The organism is Arthrobacter sp. CMU6 (assembly GCF_059090205.1).
Window position 1 is genome coordinate 99,960 of the sequence record NZ_JBNHFL010000002.1, and the last position, 20,019, is coordinate 119,978.

The window sequence follows — 20,019 nt, forward strand, 5'->3', positions numbered from 1 at the left end:
GCGGATGCCAAGTTTTCGGTCAGCGCAGTGCCTCCCTGCCGGCTTTATTCAGGGACGGTTGCTCGTCGCCTTGAAGCGGAGGCTCTGGCGATTGCTTAGTTCTCCAGATCCTGACGCCTTCAACACCAAGCTCGGTACGCCGTCCGATGAGGGGCCGGGTGCCATCCGCCGATGCGCCTGGAATGACAGCGGCCAGAGACATGGTTAGCAGGAGGTGTCGAGGGACGGTGTTTTCGAGCTTGCTCATATCCAATGTGAGGGCTGACAGAGAGGCCTGGTAGTCTCCCAGGAGTTTGCGGGGCACGACGAACCTAGAAGCCAAGTGCGCCAGCGTCAGAGCCCCTGAGGTTAATGCTCCGCCTGTATACACTTGGAGGGTTTCGATCCCACCTAAGTGGATTACCGAGTTCCAAACGTCAAGGATCTCCACGTCTGGTACGTCAGTGTCAGACTTCAGCCACTCCTCAACTAGCCACGCAGATGCCTGCTCACACCACAGCGCCGCGAGCCCGTCAGCACATGACCCCGGCTCGAACAATTTCTCCTCACTAATGGTTTCCAGATCTGGTCCTGGAGTCCCTTCGCGGGAGTACGACAGGGACTGTACTAGGACAGTGCCCAGTGCGGCAGGGCGGAAGAATCGGCCGACGAACTCTTCCAGCTCGTGCTTTTGCCAATGTCCTTGCCTGTCAATGAGCTTCGCCATCCAGGTGCAGCGGAGACGCAGACTGTCCAAAGGCGATTCGTAGTCCAGCGGGTTGCGGGAGAGGGCAAAACTCAGGTACTGAACGAGAGGCTTCGTGTCCACCTCATAGACAGTGTGCTTTGCACCTTTCCGCAGGGCCAGCATGCGCAAATCTTCCAAGGGATGGTCGAAGGTTGCTGGACAGGAGGCCCCAAAGGGGACTTTGTTTTGGAGGATGCGATCCAGTTCTTGTTTTACGAGAACATCTGACACGTCCCCAGCCGGCAAAGAGAACGTAAAGTAGCGATCAAAGTAATCTCGATCGGCGGCCCGGTATTGGCCACCTGCCGTTTGAGAGCTGAAGGTCTGAGGAACCGCGCGGGGGAAGAGCTCCGACAAGGCATCTACGAGTTCCTCGGCCACCTCGTCAGGAAAACCGCAGCGGTTGACGCGCAGCACCCACTCCTCTCGGGAAATAATTTCCCTCTGTTCCGGCGCATCATGACGCACAGTCAGATCGTTTTTCCACGTCGGCAGCATGTTGTACAGCTCTGCGAAGAACAGGCGGAAGAACGTGAGCGCGAAAAAGTCGGCCGGATCGACGTTGCCTCCGGTGAGAGGCAGGAACGTCTTGGCTTGCATGGCGAACCGCTGGCAGGCCCTCGGCGTGCTGAGTGCAGTCCACATGTGATCCCGATAGAACGATGCAAAGCGATTCTTGGGCGTGGGGCCGAAGACGCTTACAGATCCATCTTCCAAAAGCGACCCGAGTTCCTTGAAGACAATCTTTCGGAGATAGTGCTGTTGGGGGGCTGGCAGATGAAGCGGGTACTGAACAATCTTCTCGAGGTAGTCCTCAGCGCCTCGGCGGCCGGTTCCGAGGGCGTTGCAGAGAGTATTGATTGTCGATGTTCTGTCATAGGCCATGAGGTAGTTGACCCTAGGTAGGCGTCCGAGCAATCGAACCGTCTTCATCAAGGCCAGAAGCTCTTTTGGTTGCAGCCTGTCGACGTCATCGACCTCAACCAGGATTTTCACACTGGCCTCCTTGATGGCTTTTGCAAGGTCTTCAAAGGCCGAGTCCCAAGACTTACTTGGTAGGAATGCCGTGAGGGTTTCAGAAGCGGCCGAACCAGCCACGGGGATGGCTTTCAAAGCTGGAGCACCTCGTCCCACCAACCGCAGAGCTTTCGTGCGGATGTTCTCGTGGGACCCGACCGGAAAAGCCTCGAGGATTGCCGAGTACAGTTCTGCCTGCAGTCCGGCTTCGTCCTCAAAGGACCATGGATTGAACCGGACCACTTTGATGGATTTGTGCAGGCGGTGCCTCACATAGTGAAGGACTGTAGTCTTTCCGGAACCCCATGGCCCCACCAATCCGAGAACGGTGCTGTCATTGCTATCGGCAAGACCATCAATAAGCTTGGCTACCATGTCAACAAACGGGGCCCGGTCGAGTTTGTCGTGGTTTGGGTCCTTCAGTGGCGCATCAGCCCAAGGTTCTATCACCCTGCGATTCTAGGGGCAGTAGGGAGGACGTCGCGCCAAATTGGGCAGTGGAGGGTTGGGAGCGGGCGCCCTGAGAGGCTTAAGAAAGTACACGTCATAGGCGCACTACGCCTGACGCCGTGACCAAGATGTGCACGCTGCCGCTGCTCGCCGGAGACAACATTTCCAGCGCCTTTGTGGTTCCGACCGTGGCCTCCTGCATTGATCTGGTGGTTCACTGCAGCCGCCTTGCGAACGGGCGCAGGCAGGTGACGGAAATCCTCTCGCTGGGCAGACGGGTCGAGAACGGAATCATCGAGTCCTCCATGATCTTTTCGATGGTCGGCGGCCTGCTCGAGCCCACGGCCAACACCATGCCGGCTGAGGAAAAATTCGCGAGGGCCGGCTATGAGGTTGCGGCGCTTTTGGACCCGCGCTGATGGCTGCATTGCTGGGAGTCCTGACAGGTGCCGGGCTGTTCCTTATCTGGTGGTCGGCATGGGACCAGCCCGTGCGCCCCAAGCGGGGACCGCGGACGAGCCGACTTCACGACCTGTTGCTGTCTGCCGGCATTGAAAAGGTCACCGGTGCCGGGCTCATCGGCAGCTGCCTGGGCCTTGGCGCTTTTGCGACGCTGACGTTCTTCGCCGTGAGCAGGTCGTGGCCCATTTCCGTTTGCTTTGGCCTGTTCGGCGGCTGGCTTCCGGTGGCGGTGGTGAAATGGCGGGCCAAGCGGCGCAGCGCCGTTCTGCGGCGGGTCTGGCCCGACGTCGTCGATCACCTGCGGTCGGCCATCCGGGCCGGACTGTCCCTCCCGGAGGCACTGATACAGCTGGGCGACAAGGGGCCCGAGGAACTGCGGCACGTGTTCCGCGACTTCGGCTCCGATTACCGCTCGGGCGGCCAATTCGATGCATCTCTCAACAGGCTCAAAGAACGGCTGGCGGACCCGGTAGCAGACAGGATCATCGAGGCACTCAGGCTTACCAGGGAGGTGGGTGGCTCCGATCTCGGCAAACTGCTCGGCACCTTGGCCGAGTTCCTGCGCGAAAGCGCCCGGACCCGCAGCGAACTGGAAGCCCGGCAGTCGTGGACTGTCAATGCTGCCCGGCTGGCCGTCGCCGCCCCGTGGATCGTCATGTTGCTGCTGGTCAGCCGTCCGGAGGCCGTGGCTGCGTACAACACCCCCATCGGAGCGGCCGTGTTGCTGGGCGGCCTGGTGGTGTCGCTGGTGTGCTACTCGGTCATGCTGAAGATCGGAGCCCTCCCGGAGGAAGAGCGGGTGCTACGGTGACTACCGTGCCAGCGGCCGCGATTGTCTGTGGCGCGCTCCTCGGAGCTGGCCTGTGGCTCCTCCTGGTCAGGCTGCCGTTCATGCGGTCCGTCAGTTTCGTGGAACGCATAGAACCGCAACTCAGGGCCCAAAACCTCGAATCGAGGCTCCTGCAGGCAGAAGAACGTATCCTCACGCCGTTTGGTCCCCTTGAACGCATACTCCGCCCGCTGATCAGGGAAGCCACTGCCAAACTGGCCCGGTTCAACCTTGGCTCCGCAGCCCTCAGCCGCAGGCTCGCCCAGGCACAAATCGATAAGTCGCCCCTGGACTTCCGGGCCCAGCAGCTCTTCTGGGCACTCTGCGCATTCATCGCCGCTGTCAGTGTCATCGCGCTGGCAGCGGTGGCCGGGAGGTTCAGTCCTGTCCTGGCGGTCACGGTCTCGGCGGGCAGTGGGATCGGCGGATTCCTCTTCCGTGATTATTGGCTGGGTGTGCAGATCCGGCGGCGGGAGGAACGCATGCTGGCCGAGTTCCCGAGCCTGGCGGAAATGATTGCGCTCGCGGTGGGTGCAGGGGAAAGCGCCACCGGTGCCCTCGACCGCGTGTGCAGGACAGCCAGGGGCGAGCTGTCCAAGGAATTCAGCAGGGTCCTGGCCGAAACCCGGGCGGGGAAGCCCTTGGTGGAGGCGCTCCAGGAGTTTTCCGCCCGCACGGATCTCGGGCCATTGATCCGCTTTGTTGACGGCATCATCGTGGCGGTGGAGCGGGGAACGCCATTGGCCGAAGTCCTGAGGGCGCAGGCCCAGGACGTCCGGGATACCGCCAAGCGCGAGCTGATGGAGTCCGCCGGTAAGAAGGAAATCGCGATGATGGTGCCGCTTGTCTTCGGCGTGCTGCCACTGACAGTGGTGTTTGCCGTTTTCCCCGGAATAGCGGCACTCAGCCTGAATTTTTGACTCTGCTGCGCCGGCAACCGCCGGCAGCGGCTTCGCCCAACAACAACCTAACTCGGAGAAAAGGGAAGCACATGACATTCATGGCCAGGCACGGACTTGCACTTGTTGCTGCGGTGGCGGCGCTGATCAGCCACTCCTTGGCTGCCGTCCCGCGCCCCCGGAAGATTTCGACCTTCGCGGACCATTCTGAGCGCGGGGATGTGCCCGGCTGGGTCATGATCACCCTGATGTCGGCGGTACTTGTTGCCGCCCTGCTGGCCCTGGCTGGTCCTGCCCTGGAGGCCATGTTCAACCAGGCGATGGATACGGTCGGAAAGTAGCCAGTGGACGGGACCGCCGCGCACACCTCAGGGCGGGAGCGCGGTGCTGCTGTGGTTGACTTCGTGCTCGTGGGTGCCCTGCTGACCATGTTCTTTGTGTCGATCATCCAGTTCGCGCTCATCCTGCACGTCCGGAATACACTCATCGATGCTGCGGCGTCCGGCGCCAGGTACGGAACCCTGGCCGACCGCAACGCCGACGACGCCAGGCGCCGCACAGGCGAGCTCATCGGCACGGCGCTCAGCGCGGACTTTGCCCGCGACATCGAAACGCGTGAGGTTACGTTCCAAGGGCTCCGGACGCTGGAAGTGACCGTCAGGGCCCCATTGCCGGTCCTCGGTTTGATCGGTCCGCGCGAAGGGCTGGAGGTCACCGGACATGCCGCCATCACGGGCTGACCGCAGGTTGCGGCACTTCGCCAGCAGCATCGCGGGCAGAGTCCGGGAGGCTCTGTGCCTTGGCCGGAGGAGCACCGGCACACTCGGCGCCCGCCGCCCGGAAAACCCAGAGGACGACGGCGGGCAGCGGGGGAGTGCGGTCGTCGAGTTCACCTTCCTTGGGCTCCTCCTCTTGGTGCCCGTGGTCTACTTCATCATCACGGTTGGCCAGATCCAAGGCGGCTCATTCGCGGTGGTGGGGGCGGCTGACCAGGCGGCCAAGGTCTTCGTAACCCAGCCCGACGAATCGTCGGGCCGGGCAGCAGCAGAACAGGCCACCATGCTGGCGCTTGCCGATTACGGCCATCCCGCCGGGGACGCGAGCGTCGAGATTCTGTGCGACTCCGGCGGCGGCTGCATGGCGGCGGGCTCCGCCGTCACGGTCACCGTGCGGCTCACCGTGCCGCTGCCTTTCGTGCCCTTCGGGGAAGCACTCCGGCTCAACGCCGGCCAGCTGAGCGCTTCGGCCACCCAGGTTGTGGGCAGGTTCCGTTGACGCCTCCTGCGGCCGGCGGCGCCCCAGCCGGATCAGCGCAAACGAACCGTGACGAGGACGGGCAAATGACAGTCCTCATCATCGGATTCGTCATGCTGGCCCTGCTGGTCAGCACCGTGGTCATGGCGGCGTCCAGCCTTTACATCGAGCACAAGAAGCTCCTGTCGCTGGCGGACGGCGCCTCGGTGGCCGCCGCCGACTCCTATACGCTCGGCCAGGTCGAAACGGCCGGCGGCACTCCCTCGGCGGTGTTGAACGGTGACAGGGTCCGGAACGTTGCAGCCGACTATCTCAGCCGTAACGGCGCCTTCGGGCGGGTCGACGGACTGGCCGTTGCGGCCGGAACCGGGACACCTGACGGTTCCACCGCCGTCGTGGTTCTCAGCGCCACCGTGCACCCGCCGGTGGTCAATTTCCTCATCCCGGACGGCATCACCATTGGAGCCTCATCAACGGCACGATCGCGCTTGACCCGGTAGCCGGGCCGCAGGCCCGCTGCACCTGCTGCCCGCGCGGCCGGTGAGGGCGGATAGCGTACGCTTAAACAACCATGGCTCAAATTGATTTTGCTGCAGAAATCCGCGCACTGCGCGGCACCTATACCTCCATCGAAAATGTCACCGATGTCGAGGCTCTCAAGGAAGAGATCGCAGAACTGAGCGAGCGGGCCGGCGAGCCGAACCTCTGGGACGACCCCGCAGCCGCCCAGGTCATCACCTCACGGCTGTCGCACCGCCAGTCCGAGCTGGAACGGCTGAACACCCTGGCTTCCCGCATCGATGACCTTGAGGTGCTGGTGGAACTCGGCCAGGACGAGGACGACGCCGACTCCATGGGCGAGGCCGAGGCGGAGCTCGAGTCAATCCGCAAGTCGCTGAAGGACCTTGAAGTGGTCACCCTGCTCTCCGGCGAGTACGACGAGCGGGAGGCCGTGGTCACCATCCGCTCCGGAGCCGGCGGCGTCGATGCCGCGGACTTCGCCGAGATGCTGCTGCGCATGTACCTGCGGTGGGCGGAGCGCCACGGCTACCCCACGACCGTCATGGACACCTCCTACGCCGAGGAAGCCGGCCTCAAGTCCGCCACCTTCGAGGTCAATGCGCCGTACGCTTTCGGCACGCTCAGCGTCGAGGCGGGAACACACCGGCTGGTCAGGATCAGCCCGTTCGACAACCAGGGACGCCGGCAGACCTCCTTCGCCGCCGTGGAAGTCATTCCGCTCATCGAACAGACAGACTCCATCGACATCCCGGACAACGAAATCCGCGTGGACGTCTTCCGCTCGTCCGGGCCCGGAGGCCAGTCGGTTAACACCACCGACTCCGCCGTCCGCCTGACGCACATCCCCACCGGCACTGTGGTGTCCATGCAGAACGAGAAGTCGCAGCTGCAGAACCGCGCCGCTGCGATGAGGGTGCTCCAGTCGAGGCTCCTGCTGCTCAAGAAGGAGCAGGAGGACGCGGAGAAGAAGGCTTTCGCCGGCGACGTCAAGGCGTCCTGGGGCGACCAGATGCGCTCCTACGTCCTGAATCCGTACCAGATGGTCAAGGACCTCCGGACCGAGCACGAGGTGGGCAACACCTCCGCCGTGTTCGACGGCGCCATTGACGACTTCATCGAAGCCGGGATCCGCTGGCGCACTGACAACCGCAACGCCGAACGCTAGGCGAATCAAGGGCAAGGGACCCAATCCCGCGACACGCCCCTCTGACTCCCGCGTGAGCATGGCAGCCCGTGCGTATAGTCGAGAGGCCGGAGCTCTCCTTCCCCCTAGCGAAAGCCCCCGCACCGGTTGCAGACCATGCCCTTAAAAGCCGTGTCCTGCAGGGTTTTAGGGTCATGATCCGTTTCGAAAATGTCACCAAGGTCTATGACCAGAAAGCCAGGCCTGCCCTGGATTCTGTCAGCCTTGAAATCGACCGTGGTGAATTCGCCTTCCTCGTCGGCGCGTCAGGATCCGGCAAGTCCACGTTCCTGCGCCTGGTCCTGAAGGAAGACCGCGCTACCTCCGGCATGGTCTACGTCGCCGGCCAGAACGTTGCCAACATCTCCAGCTGGCGCGTACCCCGCCTGCGCCGCGGCATCGGCGTGGTGTTCCAGGACTTCCGCCTGCTGCCGCAGAAAAACGTCTTCGCCAACGTCGCCTTCGCCATGCAGGTCATCGGCAAGAGCCGCAGCGTCATCCGCGACACCGTTCCCGAGGTGCTGAAAACCGTTGGCCTGGAGGGCAAAGAGAAGCGCATGCCCCACGAGCTCTCCGGCGGTGAGCAGCAGCGCGTGGCCATTGCCCGCGCTGTGGTCAACCGCCCCGGCATCCTGCTGGCCGACGAGCCCACCGGCAACCTGGACCCCACCACGTCCATGGGCATCATGGGGGTGCTGGACAAGATCAACCAGAACGGCACCACAGTGGTCATGGCCACGCACGACGACGACATCGTGAACGAAATGCGCAAGCGCGTTGTGGAGCTCAAGAACGGCAAGGTCATCCGCGACGAAGCCCGCGCCCTCTACACATCGATGATGCCCGTGGTCGGACAGTCCCGAAGGCTCAAGGACGCCAGCGGACGCGACGACGAGGCGGCCCGCGACCAGGCAGGGGAGGGCCGGCGGTGAGGCTCCAGTTCATCCTCGGCGAAATCGGCGGCGGCCTGCGGCGCAACCTCTCGATGGTCGTTTCCGTCATCCTGGTGACCTTCGTGTCCCTGACCTTCGTGGGCGCCGCCGGGATGCTCCAGCTCCAGATCAACCAGATGAAGGGCTACTGGTACGACAAGGTCCAGGTGGCCATCTTCCTTTGCGGTGAAGGGTCGACGGCGGCCGGCTGCGCCTCGGGGCCGGTGACGGCTGAGCAGCAGGACAACGTGCGGACCCTGCTGGAATCGCCCGCAGTGGCCCAGTACATCAACGACTTCCAGTTCGAGTCCAAGGACGACGCGTACAAGCACTTCAAGGAGCAGTTTTCGAACTCTCCCATTGTCGATTCGGTGACGCCGGACCAGCTTCCGGCCTCGTTCCGGATCGACATGAAGGACCCCGAGAAGTACCAGATCATCAGCGAGACCTTCGCCTCCCAGCCGGGCGTGGAAACTGTCATCGACCAGCGCCAGGTCCTGGAGCGGCTCTTCTCCGTGATGAACGCGGCGTCGCTCGTGGCAGTGATCATCGCGGGCGTGATGACGGTGTGCGCCATATTGCTTATTGCCACCACAATCCGGCTCTCGGCGTTCAGCCGCCGGCGGGAAACCGGGATCATGCGGCTCGTGGGAGCGTCCAAGACAGTGATCCAGCTGCCCTTCATCCTCGAAGGCGTGATCGCCGCGGTCATCGGCGCCGCCCTCGCGTCCGGAACGCTGTGGGCGGTGGCCCACTTCTTCCTGGGCGAGTACCTGTCCAAGCAGTACCCGGATACGGCGTTCATCTCGCCGGCACAGACCCTGCTCCTCGCCCCGGCCCTCGTCGGGCTGGGTGTTGTTCTGGCCGGCACTTCATCTCTCCTCACGCTCCGCCGATACTTGAGGGTGTAGGCCATGAATACCGAAGGATCCCCCATGACGGCACAGCCCGGCCGCTCCTTGTCTTGCGCCCCTGCCGGGCGTCAGTTCAGGATCGTCAGTGCGGCCCTGGCAGTGGTGCTGGCGGCCGGCCTGGCTGCATCTGCTCCCGCCTTCGCGGACGACCTTGAGGACCAGCAGGCCGCACTGAAGGCCGAAGCCGCCCGCGTCCAGCAGTCCCTGGAGTTCGTCGATGCCAAGATCTCCAAGTCGGCCGCGGATCTCGTCATGTTCCGGGGACAGCTTCCGGGCGCCCAGCAGGCTCTGCTTGAGGCCCAGGGTCGCGTCGCGAGTGCCGTCAAGGAAGTAGAAGCCCTCGCCGCCAGGGTGGATCTCGCGCAGCAGAACAAAGCCAAGATCACCCAGCAGCTGGATGCAGACAAGCAGAAGATCGCCAGCACCAAGAAGCTGATCGGCCAGATCGCAACCCAGGCCTACAAATCCGGCGGCGTGCCCTCAGACCTCACCCTCTTCTTCGGTTCCAATAACACCGGCAGCCTCACAGACACGATGGGCATGGCCGACCAGGCGCTGCGCAGCCAGAACTCCGCAATGGAAAAGCTGACCCAGCAGAACGCCACCAACGTCAACTCGCAGGCCCGCCTGCAGGCTGTCGAAGCGGAGATCAAGGACCTCAAAGCGCAGGCCGACGCTGCCCTGGCCAAAGAGAAGGTAGCCCGCGACGAGGCTGCCGCGAAGAAGGCCAGGGTCGACAAGCTCATCGCTGACACCACGCGCCTGAATAATGAACTGGAGGCGGCAAAGCCCGGCATCCAGAAGAAGTTGTCCACTGTCAAAGCGCGACAGCAGGCCGTCGCGGCCGAAATTGTTGAGCGGGACCGCAAGCTGCGTGAGGCCTGGCTGGCCGAACAGCGCCGCATAGCAGAGGCCGCCGCCGCAGCAGCCCGGGCACGCGCCGAGGCTGAGGCCCGGGCCCGGGGGGATGCTGAAGCCGCAGCCCGCGCACGGATCGTGCAGCCGTACGTGCCGCCCGTGGCAGGGCCGCCGTCGGCCTTTGGCCTCCGCCACCCGTTCCCGGACAGCGTACCCATCACCTCCGGTTTTGGATGGCGTGCGACGCCGCCCGGAACCATCGACTTCTACGGCACCGGCGGCTACATGCACACGGGCATTGACTTCGGCGCCGCCTGCGGCACGCCGGTGTACGCGGCCGCAGCGGGCACGGTGTTTTCGGCAGGCTGGGGGGACGACGGCGGCGGAAACAACGTCAAGATCTCGCACGGCGTGGTCCAGGGCAACTCGCTAACCACGATCTACTACCACAACACCAGCGTGGTGGTCTCGGTGGGACAGCAGGTAAGCCAGGGCCAGCTCATCGCCTACTCGGGCACCACCGGAAACTCCACGGGCTGCCACTCTCACTTTGAGACCTGGCTGAACGGCGAGGCGGTTGACCCGATGCGCCTGCTCTGACGCGGGGGCACCGGCCGCCTGGCGGCGCGGGGACGGCGACGCACCTGCCGTAGAATAGTAAGACTTTGTTCCGGTGCCGCCGGAACAGCCAGTACCGAGAACCGAGGAGTTGAACCGTGCCCAAAGAAAGTGGCCGTAAAGTCGTGGCCACCAACCGGAAGGCCCGGCACGACTACCATGTCCTGGACACCTACGAGGCTGGCATTGCGCTCATGGGGACGGAGGTGAAGTCCCTCCGCGAAGGCCACGCATCGATGGTCGACGGATTCTGCACGTTCTACAACGACGAGCTCTGGATGGAAGGCATCCATATCCCCGAGTACAACCAGGGCAGCTGGACCAATCATGCGGCGCGCCGGCGGCGGAAACTCCTGCTCCACCGCGAGGAACTCATCAAGATCTCGCACAAGATCCGCGAATCAGGTTTCACCATCGTCCCGCTGCAGCTGTACTTCCTGGATGGCCGGGCCAAGGTGGAAATCGGCATCGCGCGCGGTAAGAAGGATTACGACAAGCGCCAGACCCTGCGCGAGCAGCAGGACAAGCGCGAGGCCCTGCGTGTCATGCGGGAGCGGAACCGGCGCTAGGGCTGCGCGCCCGACGCACGGTGCAGGTTGGAATGAATTGCCGCCCCCATGCGTTATGATTGGTAGTCCGGCAGGGAACAGGTCGTGGACCTGCGCCAGGCCGGTTTGGTAACAAAATACGGGGATGATCGGTTTCGACGATGTTAGTCGCGACAGGTGAAGCGGGCCGAGGATGCAGAATTATCTCGTAAACGCTGTCTGCAAACCAATAAGTGCCGAATCTAAGCGCACTGACTTCGAACTCGCTGCTTAAACAGTAGTTCAGTCCGTCAGCCCGGGGTTGCTATCGCCCCGGATCCTGGCGTCATTTAGATAGCCACTGCTGTTTGCTCCCGTCATCGGAGTAAACGGGACTCTTAGATGACTGGGCCCGGATCAGCCGCCTGTTTGCAGGACGGCTGGGGCCGAGAAAATCCGACGCAAACTGCGCCCGGAGAAGCCCTGACAACACGACATCGGACGGGGGTTCAATTCCCCCCATCTCCACAAAATCCCGTTACCTGACGGGGAGCGCCCGGACCTCGGTCCGGGCGCTCCTTGTTTAAGCTCCTGGCGCTGGAGCTTCGGACTGGTCCGCGTGCAGCTGTTCACCCACGGCGTAGCCCGCACGGGACTACGCGCCATGCCGCCGGGGTTGTGACAGGTATCACGAATCCAGTGATTCGAAACCAGCGGTAGGGAGGCATGCCATGTCCACGGCGGCTGCAAACGAACCGGAACCCGTCGACGACGGCACGGTCCTTGACTCCTATTCGCAGACGGTCATCAGGGTGGCCAGGACCGTCACGCCCCACGTGGCTGCCATTGAGATGACTGGGAACCGGCGCAACGGTCGGTTCCGGGTCGGCGCCGGATCGGCTGTCCTCTTCACCGAGGATGGTTATCTGCTGACCAACGCCCACGTCGTGTCCGGGACCCAGAAGGGACGCGCCGTCTTCGCTGACGGCTCCGGCACTGCCCTTGAAGTGGTGGGCGCGGATCCGTTGTCCGATCTCGCTGTGGTCCGGGGCCGCGCCCCGCATGTCGCGCCCGCAGAGTTCGGTGACGCCGAGTCCCTGCAGGTGGGGCAGCTGGTGATCGCCGTCGGGAACCCGCTGGGACTCTCTGGCTCAGTGACGGCAGGTGTGGTCAGCGGACTGGGACGCGCCATCCCTGTCTGGGCCGGACGCAACCGAAGGGTCATTGAGGACGTGATCCAGACCGACGCCGCCCTGAATGCCGGCAGTTCCGGCGGGGCGCTGGCCGACTCCCGAAGCCGGATCGTGGGAATCAACACTGCGGTGGCCGGTGCCGGGCTGGGGCTGGCCGTTCCCATCAACAGCACCTCGCGCCGGATCATCTCCGCGCTCCTGTCGGACGGCCGGGTGCGGCGCGCCTACCTCGGCGTGGTCAGCACCCCGATCCGGCTGGGTGCCAGCGAAGTGGTCCGCACAGGCCAGCGGGAGGGGCTGCGCGTGGTGGAGGTGCTCTCCGGTTCCCCGGCGGAGGAGGCAGGGCTCCGGACCGGCGATGTGCTGCTGCGGGTAGGCTCCCGAGCGGTCAGCAATGCCGAGAGCCTGCAGAAACTCCTCTTCGCCGAGGCCATCGGCGTCCCGATGAACATAGCCGTCCTGCGCGACGGACACCTGACCGACGTGTCGGCGGTTCCGGGTGAAATGGCGGACTGGGGATAGGCCCGGGCACAGGACGCAAACAACGGGGTGGCCAGGAAATCCTGGCCACCCCTAATGTATGTTTTCCGGCAATCAGCGTTTCTTCAGATGCGCCACAGGGTCCGGGGCGCCCTCAATCGGGGCCTTGGCCTTCTTGTCCGCGCGTTTCTGCTTGATCGTTTTGCCTGCTTTTTTGTGCTGTTGCTGGTGCGGCGACTTGTCCGGCATGGCGTGCTCCCTCGTCCGAGGGGCAGGAGGGTGCCCCTCCCTACGAAATTACGCCTGTTCCAGCCCAAATGTAACTGCCCCAGCCACCGGCGAGGATCCCCCTGCCGTCTACGAAGCCCGTCAGCCCGTGACGTCGGCGATTCCCACGAACCTGGTGCCCACGCCGTCGAACTCGCTCCGTACGCACCCGGGCGCCGGCCGGGGAACTTCGGAGGGGCGGTGATGGTCGCAAACGACATACGTGAACTCGGGCCACCATTTCTTAGGGCGGGCGGCCTCCTCGTAGCCACAGACCGCGCAGACGAGATGCACCCATACCGGCCTTTTCCCTGTGCGGTTGGCGCGGGACTGGACGAGCCAGGCGGGGGGATTGTCCAGCAGTTCGCCCAGCTCGGCTTCGGTCAGAAGCTTGGGAATCCCGTGGCGCTGCGCCATTTCCAGTGGTACATCCAGGGCAATTGCCGCATCACGTCTGCTGATCATCCACTCCACGATACGGTAAGTCATGAGCGATGCCAGCCAGACCACTGCACCCACGCGCCTCCAGCGACAGGTACTGGCGGTCGCGATTGTGGCGTCCTTCATGGCGATCCTTGACAGCTTCGTCGTCAGCCTGGCGCTGCCCGCAATCGGCAGGGAACTCGGCGGCGGCCTCCGCATCCAGCAGTGGGTGGTGGACGCCTACCTCCTGACGCTGGGTGCACTCATTCTGGCGGCCGGCTCGTTTTCAGACCACTTCGGACGGGCGCGTGTTCTGCAGTGGGGACTGGGCGGGTTTGCCCTCACCTCCGTCCTTTGCGGGGCAGCCTGGACCGGCGAAATGCTGGTGGTCAGCCGGGCGCTCCAAGGGGTGGCCGGAGCGCTGCTGGTGCCCAGCTCGCTCGCGTTGATCGTCAGCCACTTCGACAGCGGCACCCAAGGGGCGGCCATCGGCAAATGGTCGGCTTGGACCAGTGCTGCGGCCATCGTGGCCCCCTTGATCGGCGGTATCTCGGTGGATCTGCTCTCGTGGCGGGTCATCTTCTTCGTTAACGTCCTGCCGGCCGCGGCCATCTGGCCCGTCCTGGTTAGGCTGCGGAAGGCGGAAGCTGCCCCGGGCTCTGCCGGCAGGATCGACATAGCGGGGGCACTCCTGGCCGTCGTTGCGCTTGGCGGACCGGTCTACGCGCTGATCGAGCAGGGGAGCGCGGGCTGGGGAAGCCCGCAGGTCTGGTTGCCGATGGCCGCAGGCCTCGTGGCCACAGTGCTTTTCCTCATCCATGAATCGCGGACAGCCGCGCCGATCCTGCCCCTGAGCATTTTCACGGTGCGCAATTTTGGCTGGGGCAACATCGCCACCGCCGCGATCTACGGCGGCTTTTCCCTGGGATTCTTTGTACTGGGCATCTACATCCAGCAGATTGGCGGCATGAAGGCGACCACCGCCGGCCTGGCCCTGCTGCCCTCCACGGTGATCCTGATGCTGTTGGCGTCGTTCTTCGGGGGCCTCGCCGGCAAGTACGGGCCGCGGTGGTTCATGACCGCCGGGCCGGTGCTGTGCGCGGCCGGATTCCTGCTCACGCTGTCCGTTGGCGGCACACTGAACTACTGGACCCAGATCCTGCCCGGGCAGCTGGTCTTCGGCCTCGGACTCTCCATGACGGTGGCACCCCTGACGGCAGCCATCCTGGGATCCGTGCCTGAGAAGCAGGCCGGCGTGGGCTCCGCAGTGAACAATGCGGTTTCGAGGATTGCCGGCCTGGTCTGCATCGCGTTTGCGGGCTTCATCGTCGGTCCCGAACTGTCGACGCCGGGCCTGCACCGCGCGCTGCTGGCCACGGCCGTGCTGCTGTTACTGGGGGCGGCGTCCTCCGCCATCGGAATCCGCAACCCCGAAAAAGCTAGCCGCCGCTGACGGCGATTCCCGCCGCGGCCGCAGCCAGCCCCAGCAGCAGGTTGGCGAGGATGTTGGCGGCGGCGGCGAGGTAGCGCCGTTCACTGGCCAACCGCACTGTGGCAGTGGTCCAGGAACTGAAGGTGGTCAGCCCGCCGGCGAACCCGGTGGCCAGGGCAGCGTGCCATTCGGGGCCGAACACCGAGGTGAGGCCCGCGGACAGCCCGATCACGAACGAGCCGGCCACGTTGACCAGCAGGGTAGCCCAGGGCCAGTGCCGCCGCGGCGACGGGAACCCGGCCAGCCAGCCGTCCACGGCGAACCTAAGGAGGGCGCCGGCGATGCCGAAGAGGCCCACGAGGAGCGCCGTCACGGACGCACCCCACGCCCGGCGCTCAGCATCCTGCCGGTCCGCCAGCCGGCTGCTGCTGCCGCCAGCCCCAAAAAGACAGAGAGTCCTACGTAGAGGAGTGCCAAGCCGGGGAACCCGGATCGGGTCAGCCGGTCGGTGGAAAACACGACGGCGGAAAAGGTGGTGAAAGAGCCCAGCAGGCCCGGCCCGATGGCCGCACGGAGCCAGAACGCGGTCTGCGGCCGCGCGATCCAGATGGTGGTGAGGGCCGCCAGCACAAAGCTGCCAACGATGTTGATGCCCAGCGTAGCCCACGGCAGGCCTCCCGGCTGGTCCGGGAACAGCAGACCCAGCACGTACCGGAGCTCCGTGCCCAGCAGCCCGCCGGTGGCCACGGCAGTCCAGACGCGCCACCCGTAGCCGGAGCCCGTCCTGGAAGCAGCGCCGGTGCGGCCGGCCACGGGAACCCGCACCTGTGCCTACAGGCCCGCCATGCGGCAGCCGGGATGCGCGGAGTCGCTTTGGATCCACAGCGCTGATGCCACTTCGTCGGCGAGGTCAACGTCGCGGCTGGTTCCGGGGGAACCGATGCGGACCACGAGCGCACCGCCGAAGGGCTTGCGGCCGCGTACCTCGACGTCGGCGTCGAGGCTGATCCTTTCCGCGGCCAGGTAGCGCAGCAGTTCCGGGTTCTCGTCGCTGATCCGGGTGATCCTGCCGGTGTGGCCGTCGTCGAGTTCGATCATCCGGTGGGCCGACGGCATTCGGACGGTTCCGTCAGCCGTGGGGATGGGATCGCCGTGCGGGTCCCGTGACGGGTTGCCCAGCCGGGCTGCCAGCCTCTCAATGAACGTGTCCGAGACCGCGTGTTCCAGCTGTTCGGCCTCGTCGTGGACTTCGTCCCAGCTGTATCCCAGGTCCTTGACCAGGTAGGTCTCAATGAGCCGGTGCCGCCGGACCATGGAGAGCGCAAGCCGGACGCCCTGGGGTGTGAGGGTGATGGCGCTGTACGGCTTGTGGAGGACCAGGCCCTGGTCCTTGAGCTTGCGCACCATTTCGGAGACTGAGGAATTGGCCACGCCGAGGCGCTGTGCAAGCTGCGTGGACGTGATGGGCTTGTCCTGCCATTCCGTGAAGGAATAGATGACCTTAACGTAGTCCTCGATCGAGGAGGAGGGCGTACTGGTCTTCACAGGTTCAAGCCTACCTGCTGCCACTAGGGCGTTCCGCCCGGACAGCCCGCCAGGTCTGGGTGAGGTAGGGGAGCTGCAGCAGTTCGCCCTCGGCATGCCCCAGATGTTCATGCAGGTACCAGGTCAGGTTTCCGGTCACCTTGGCTCGGGTGGCGTCATTGGCTGCGAGGTAGTAGCTGCGGGACTTGGCCAGTTCCAGGATGTCGTCCGGGGTGACAGGATCCTCCCACCGGGTCAGGTGGCTTTCCAGGGAGGTGAATTCCGGACCGATTTTGGGGCGGAAATCCGGCTTGTGCACGTCCCCGGCGTGCATGATGCGTGACAGCCGGTGGACCCACGGCACTGATGTGTCCAGCTGGTTCCAGATCAGGCCCAGCACACCGTGGGGCCTGAGGATCCGGGAGATTTCCGTGCTGGCCCGCAGGGGGTCGCACCAGTGCCACGCCTGCGCAACGGTGACCACATCGAACGACGCGCCGGGCAGCCCGGTCTCCTCCGCGGTCCCTTCCAGGGCTTGAACCCCGGGGTAGGAGCCGCTGAGCTGTTCCAGCATGTCCACGGAAGGGTCCACCGCGCTGACGCTCAGGCCGCGTTCCACCAGCAATGCCGTGAACTTACCGGTTCCTGCGCCGAGGTCGGCAGCGGTGTGGGCCTCGGGTGGAATGAGCCAGTCAGCGGAATCGCCAGGGTACCCGGGACGGACGCGGTGGTAGTGCTCGCCGCCGTCCTGAAAGCTCTGCCCAAGCTCCTGCCGCCGCCCGTGATGAAGTTTGGGACCGCCCCGTGCCACGCACAGTCTCCTTAGCCCGACGTCGAAAATTACCTTTCGAATTTACCGTACGGAGACCGCTGCCGTAGCAGGCCGGGGTGGCGTCCTAGTTCGGGTTGGCGTCCGGGGCCGGGGTGGCGATTAGTCCTGCGTGCAGGGTGCGGCGCCGGCGGTGCCGGGGGTGTTGGGTGCCCACTCGGGGTACGTGCGTGTGTCGTTCGCCGGAACCCAGCGCCCGGCGTCCACCACGTAGTCCCAACCGAGCCCGGAGCGGCGGAGCTCCTCAATGCCGGCGAGCAGCCGCTGGGCGTCCTCGAGCCGGGATCCCACGCCAAAGCTGGCGCGCAGCGAACCCGACGGGAGGCCGAGGCGCTTCAGCAGCGGGTGCGCGCAGAAGCGGCCGTCGCGCAGGCCCACGCCGTGTTCGGCCGACAGGTAGGCGGCCACCAGGCCGGCGTCGTACCCCTCCACGGAGAAGTTGACCACGCCAATGGCGTCGTCCGGGTCGCTGTCGGCGAAGATCTGGTGGACGGTGACGCCGTCGATCCTGCGCAGCCCCTCGACGAGGAAGGACCGGATGGCGGCTTCGTGGGCGTGCCAGTGCTGCGGATCAAGGGCAGCGATGACCTGGGTTGCCCGGGCCAGGGTGGCAGCGCCGAGCACGTTGGGTGAGCCGCCCTCGTGGCGGGCGGGGCCGGTGGCCCAGCTGACGCCGTCGAGCCTGGCCTCGCTCACCGCGCCGCCGCCGGCGAGGTGGGGCGTGCCGGCATCGAGCCAGTCGGGGCGGCCGATCAGGACGCCGGCCCCGAAGGGGGCGTAGAGCTTGTGGCCGGAGAAGGCGAGATAGTCGACGTCGTCCGCGGCGATGTCGATGCGGCGGTGCGGCGCGAGCTGCGCGGCGTCCACCACGATTCGGGCGCCGTATTCATGGGCCAGCGCGGCGAGTCGGCGGATGGGAAGGATTTCGCCGGTGACGTTGGAGGCGCCGGTCACCGCAAGGAGGCTGACATCGCCGTGCTCGAGTTCGGCGCGCAGGCTGCTGATGGTTGCTTCCAGGGTTTCCGAGGCCACCACGCTGCGGTGCGGCACGCCCTGCCACGGCAGCAGGTTGGCGTGGTGCTCGATGTCCAGGTACAGGACTTCGCCGGTGTGGTGGTGGTTCTCCACGGGCAGGCAGCCGGCCAGGAGGTTGAGGGAGTCGGTGGTGTTCCGGGTGAAGATGACGGCGTCATCGGCGCGGCCGCCCACGAACTCCCGCACGATGCTCCGCGAGTTCTCGTACACGGAGGTGCTGATCTGTGAGGCGTAGCCGGCGCCGCGGTGCACGCTTGCGTAGTACGGCAGGATCTCGTTGAGGTACGCAGAAACCACTGACAGAGCAGGCGCGGAGGCGCCGTAATCGAGGTTGGCGTAGCGGACGTGGCCGCCCTGGATCAGCGGAGCCTGGATTTCCGCGCCGGTGACGGCGGCCAGGGGGCGGCCGGCGGCGGCGAACCGGCCGTCCAGCACGCCGGCGTCGGTGGTGGAAGAAAGGATTGCAGCTGTCATGGGACCTCACTGAGAAAGGACCCCGCGTGACAGGGATCCGCGCTTGCCGGGTCCGTTCCGGATCGGCCTGGTCGTCACCCGGGGCACCCCACCGCGAATGGAGGGTTGCCGGCCAGCTAACCGGGGTTTAGCGCTGGCACTCGTGACCTGTTACGAGACTAGGACATCCGGACCGGCGATGAAAAAGCCGATCAGGAATGTTAAGCGAAATATTACGCAGCCCGGATATCCGGCGTTCGGCCGAATAAACGACGGCGGACGCCACCAAAAGTGGTCGTCCGCCGTCGTAATGTTCAGCGCTAAGGCGCCGGGGCAGGGGTGGGGAAACTAGAGTAAATCGTCCAGTTGCGGGTTCAGGCGCTTCAGGACTTCCGAGTGCAGGATCGAGTTGGTGGCCAGCGCGTTGCCGCCGAACGGGCCGTCAGTGCCTTCGAGGGAGGTGAAACGGCCGCCCGCTTCCGTCACGATCGGCACCAGTGCCGCCATGTCGTACAGGTTCAGTTCCGGTTCGCAGGCGATGTCCACCGCGCCTTCGGCCACCATGCAGTACGACCAGAAATCGCCGAACGCGCGGGTGCGCCACACCTCCTCGGTGAGCTGGAGGAACTCATCGAGGTTTCCGCGGTCCTTCCAGCCGCCGAGGCTGGAGTAGGACAGCGAGGCGTCGGCGAGGCTGGACACGTTGGACACCTTGAGCCTCGTGGCGGCGGCCAGGGAACGGCCCGAGTAGGCGCCGGCGCCCTTGGCGGCCCACCAGCGCTTGCCGAGCGCAGGGGCGCTGACCACGCCCACGACGGGTTCGCCCTCGTCGACGAGGGCGATCAGCGTGGCCCAGACCGGCACCCCGCGGACAAAGTTCTTGGTGCCGTCGATGGGGTCGATGATCCAGCGGCGGGAACCGTGGCCGGAACTTCCGAACTCCTCACCGAGCACGGCGTCGCGGGGACGGGAGCGGGACAGCTGGCCGCGGATGGACTCCTCGGCGGCCTTGTCCGCATCGGTGACCGGCGTCAGATCAGGCTTCGTCTCGATCTGGAGGTCCAGCGCCTTGAACCGGCTCATGGTCTGGTCGTCCACGGAATCGGCCAGCACATGGGCCAGACGCAGGTCATCGTTGTACGTTGAAGCGGGTTGGGTCATGGTTCCAAACTACCCTCAAAGGCCCCGCCG

The 20,019-nt window shown here is 65.0% G+C and carries 22 protein-coding genes, 1 other RNA gene, 1 pseudogene and 1 riboswitch; of the genes and pseudogenes, 15 read left to right on the forward strand and 9 right to left on the reverse strand.

The window, feature by feature from the left end; all coding sequences use genetic code 11:
- Nucleotides 1-19: 19 nt before the first annotated feature.
- The gene (locus AC5RWD_RS01815; RefSeq protein WP_494018417.1) at nt 20-2,194 is read right to left on the reverse strand and encodes a KAP family P-loop NTPase fold protein; all 2,175 of its coding nucleotides are present in this window, start codon (nt 2,192-2,194) and stop codon (nt 20-22) included.
- Between the two features lie 110 nt (nt 2,195-2,304).
- Here AC5RWD_RS01815 and AC5RWD_RS01820 point away from each other — a divergent pair.
- The 14 genes and pseudogenes from AC5RWD_RS01820 to AC5RWD_RS01885 form a co-directional block, all read left to right on the forward strand.
- Nucleotides 2,305-2,613: pseudogene (locus AC5RWD_RS01820) on the forward strand (CpaF family protein); the annotation flags it as partial.
- A complete protein-coding gene (locus AC5RWD_RS01825) occupies nt 2,613-3,467 on the forward strand; it encodes a type II secretion system F family protein (protein WP_494018418.1) in 855 nt (284 codons plus the stop codon). The pseudogene AC5RWD_RS01820 and the gene AC5RWD_RS01825, both read left to right, overlap by 1 nt.
- Nucleotides 3,464-4,405: a type II secretion system F family protein gene (locus AC5RWD_RS01830; RefSeq protein ID WP_494018419.1), complete on the forward strand. Its 942-nt coding sequence runs from the start codon at nt 3,464-3,466 to the stop codon at nt 4,403-4,405. The genes AC5RWD_RS01825 and AC5RWD_RS01830 overlap by 4 nt, the downstream gene beginning before the upstream one ends.
- Before the next feature lie 80 nt (nt 4,406-4,485).
- Entirely contained in the window at nt 4,486-4,725 is a 240-nt protein-coding gene (locus tag AC5RWD_RS01835) for a hypothetical protein (RefSeq protein ID WP_494018536.1), read from the forward strand.
- Between the two features lie 3 nt (nt 4,726-4,728).
- Complete coding sequence (locus AC5RWD_RS01840; protein WP_494018420.1) at nt 4,729-5,124, forward strand: TadE family protein; 396 nt, start codon at nt 4,729-4,731, stop codon at nt 5,122-5,124.
- Complete coding sequence (locus AC5RWD_RS01845; RefSeq protein ID WP_494018421.1) at nt 5,105-5,659, forward strand: hypothetical protein; 555 nt, start codon at nt 5,105-5,107, stop codon at nt 5,657-5,659. The genes AC5RWD_RS01840 and AC5RWD_RS01845 overlap by 20 nt, the downstream gene beginning before the upstream one ends.
- 65 nt (nt 5,660-5,724) lie before the next feature.
- Nucleotides 5,725-6,138 (forward strand): pilus assembly protein TadG-related protein, encoded by a 414-nt coding sequence (locus AC5RWD_RS01850; protein WP_494018422.1) that lies wholly within the window; start codon nt 5,725-5,727, stop codon nt 6,136-6,138.
- Between the two features lie 71 nt (nt 6,139-6,209).
- Nucleotides 6,210-7,325, forward strand: coding sequence for a peptide chain release factor 2 (prfB, locus tag AC5RWD_RS01855; RefSeq protein WP_331574980.1), 1,116 nt, complete (start codon nt 6,210-6,212; stop codon nt 7,323-7,325).
- Between the two features lie 173 nt (nt 7,326-7,498).
- Entirely contained in the window at nt 7,499-8,275 is a 777-nt protein-coding gene (gene ftsE / locus AC5RWD_RS01860; protein ID WP_494018423.1) for a cell division ATP-binding protein FtsE, read from the forward strand.
- Nucleotides 8,272-9,186 carry a permease-like cell division protein FtsX gene (gene ftsX / locus AC5RWD_RS01865; protein ID WP_494018424.1) on the forward strand — a complete coding sequence of 305 codons (915 nt, stop codon included), beginning with the start codon at nt 8,272-8,274 and terminating at the stop codon, nt 9,184-9,186. Before ftsE ends, ftsX begins: the two co-directional genes overlap by 4 nt.
- Nucleotides 9,187-9,210: 24 nt before the next feature.
- Complete coding sequence (locus AC5RWD_RS01870) at nt 9,211-10,647, forward strand: peptidoglycan DD-metalloendopeptidase family protein (protein WP_494018425.1); 1,437 nt, start codon at nt 9,211-9,213, stop codon at nt 10,645-10,647.
- Between the two features lie 116 nt (nt 10,648-10,763).
- The gene (gene smpB / locus AC5RWD_RS01875; protein ID WP_104136293.1) at nt 10,764-11,234 is read left to right on the forward strand and encodes an SsrA-binding protein SmpB; all 471 of its coding nucleotides are present in this window, start codon (nt 10,764-10,766) and stop codon (nt 11,232-11,234) included.
- 120 nt (nt 11,235-11,354) lie between these two features.
- Nucleotides 11,355-11,723, forward strand: a transfer-messenger RNA (tmRNA) gene (gene ssrA / locus AC5RWD_RS01880).
- Nucleotides 11,724-11,923: 200 nt separating this feature from the next.
- Nucleotides 11,924-12,907, forward strand: a complete 984-nt coding sequence (locus AC5RWD_RS01885; protein ID WP_494018426.1) for a S1C family serine protease — start codon at nt 11,924-11,926, stop codon at nt 12,905-12,907.
- A gap of 72 nt (nt 12,908-12,979) precedes the next feature.
- On the opposite strand, the gene AC5RWD_RS01890 is transcribed toward AC5RWD_RS01885, so the two are convergent.
- Both AC5RWD_RS01890 and AC5RWD_RS01895 read right to left on the reverse strand, forming a co-directional pair.
- Complete coding sequence (locus AC5RWD_RS01890; protein WP_494018427.1) at nt 12,980-13,114, reverse strand: hypothetical protein; 135 nt, start codon at nt 13,112-13,114, stop codon at nt 12,980-12,982.
- 120 nt (nt 13,115-13,234) lie between these two features.
- A complete protein-coding gene (locus AC5RWD_RS01895; RefSeq protein WP_494018537.1) occupies nt 13,235-13,597 on the reverse strand; it encodes a hypothetical protein in 363 nt (120 codons plus the stop codon).
- A gap of 22 nt (nt 13,598-13,619) precedes the next feature.
- On the opposite strand from AC5RWD_RS01895, the gene AC5RWD_RS01900 reads away from it, so the two are divergent.
- On the forward strand, nt 13,620-15,008 hold the full coding sequence (locus AC5RWD_RS01900; protein ID WP_494018428.1) for an MFS transporter: 1,389 nt from the start codon (nt 13,620-13,622) through the stop codon (nt 15,006-15,008).
- Here AC5RWD_RS01900 and AC5RWD_RS01905 read toward each other — a convergent pair.
- From AC5RWD_RS01905 to hisN, 6 genes are all read right to left on the reverse strand, one after another.
- Nucleotides 14,995-15,360 (reverse strand): fluoride efflux transporter FluC, encoded by a 366-nt coding sequence (locus AC5RWD_RS01905; RefSeq protein ID WP_494018429.1) that lies wholly within the window; start codon nt 15,358-15,360, stop codon nt 14,995-14,997. The genes AC5RWD_RS01900 and AC5RWD_RS01905 overlap by 14 nt on opposite strands.
- Nucleotides 15,357-15,800, reverse strand: a complete 444-nt coding sequence (locus AC5RWD_RS01910; protein ID WP_494018430.1) for a fluoride efflux transporter FluC — start codon at nt 15,798-15,800, stop codon at nt 15,357-15,359. Before AC5RWD_RS01910 ends, AC5RWD_RS01905 begins: the two co-directional genes overlap by 4 nt.
- 18 nt (nt 15,801-15,818) lie before the next feature.
- Nucleotides 15,819-16,532, reverse strand: coding sequence for a metal-dependent transcriptional regulator (locus AC5RWD_RS01915; protein WP_494018431.1), 714 nt, complete (start codon nt 16,530-16,532; stop codon nt 15,819-15,821).
- A gap of 10 nt (nt 16,533-16,542) precedes the next feature.
- Nucleotides 16,543-17,322: a class I SAM-dependent methyltransferase gene (locus AC5RWD_RS01920; protein WP_494018432.1), complete on the reverse strand. Its 780-nt coding sequence runs from the start codon at nt 17,320-17,322 to the stop codon at nt 16,543-16,545.
- Between the two features lie 120 nt (nt 17,323-17,442).
- Nucleotides 17,443-18,849, reverse strand: coding sequence for an aminotransferase class V-fold PLP-dependent enzyme (locus AC5RWD_RS01925; protein WP_494018433.1), 1,407 nt, complete (start codon nt 18,847-18,849; stop codon nt 17,443-17,445).
- Nucleotides 18,850-18,883: 34 nt separating this feature from the next.
- Nucleotides 18,884-18,997: riboswitch (SAM riboswitch) on the reverse strand.
- A gap of 179 nt (nt 18,998-19,176) precedes the next feature.
- The gene (hisN, locus tag AC5RWD_RS01930; RefSeq protein WP_494018434.1) at nt 19,177-19,989 is read right to left on the reverse strand and encodes a histidinol-phosphatase; all 813 of its coding nucleotides are present in this window, start codon (nt 19,987-19,989) and stop codon (nt 19,177-19,179) included.
- Between the last annotated feature and the right edge of the window lie 30 nt (nt 19,990-20,019).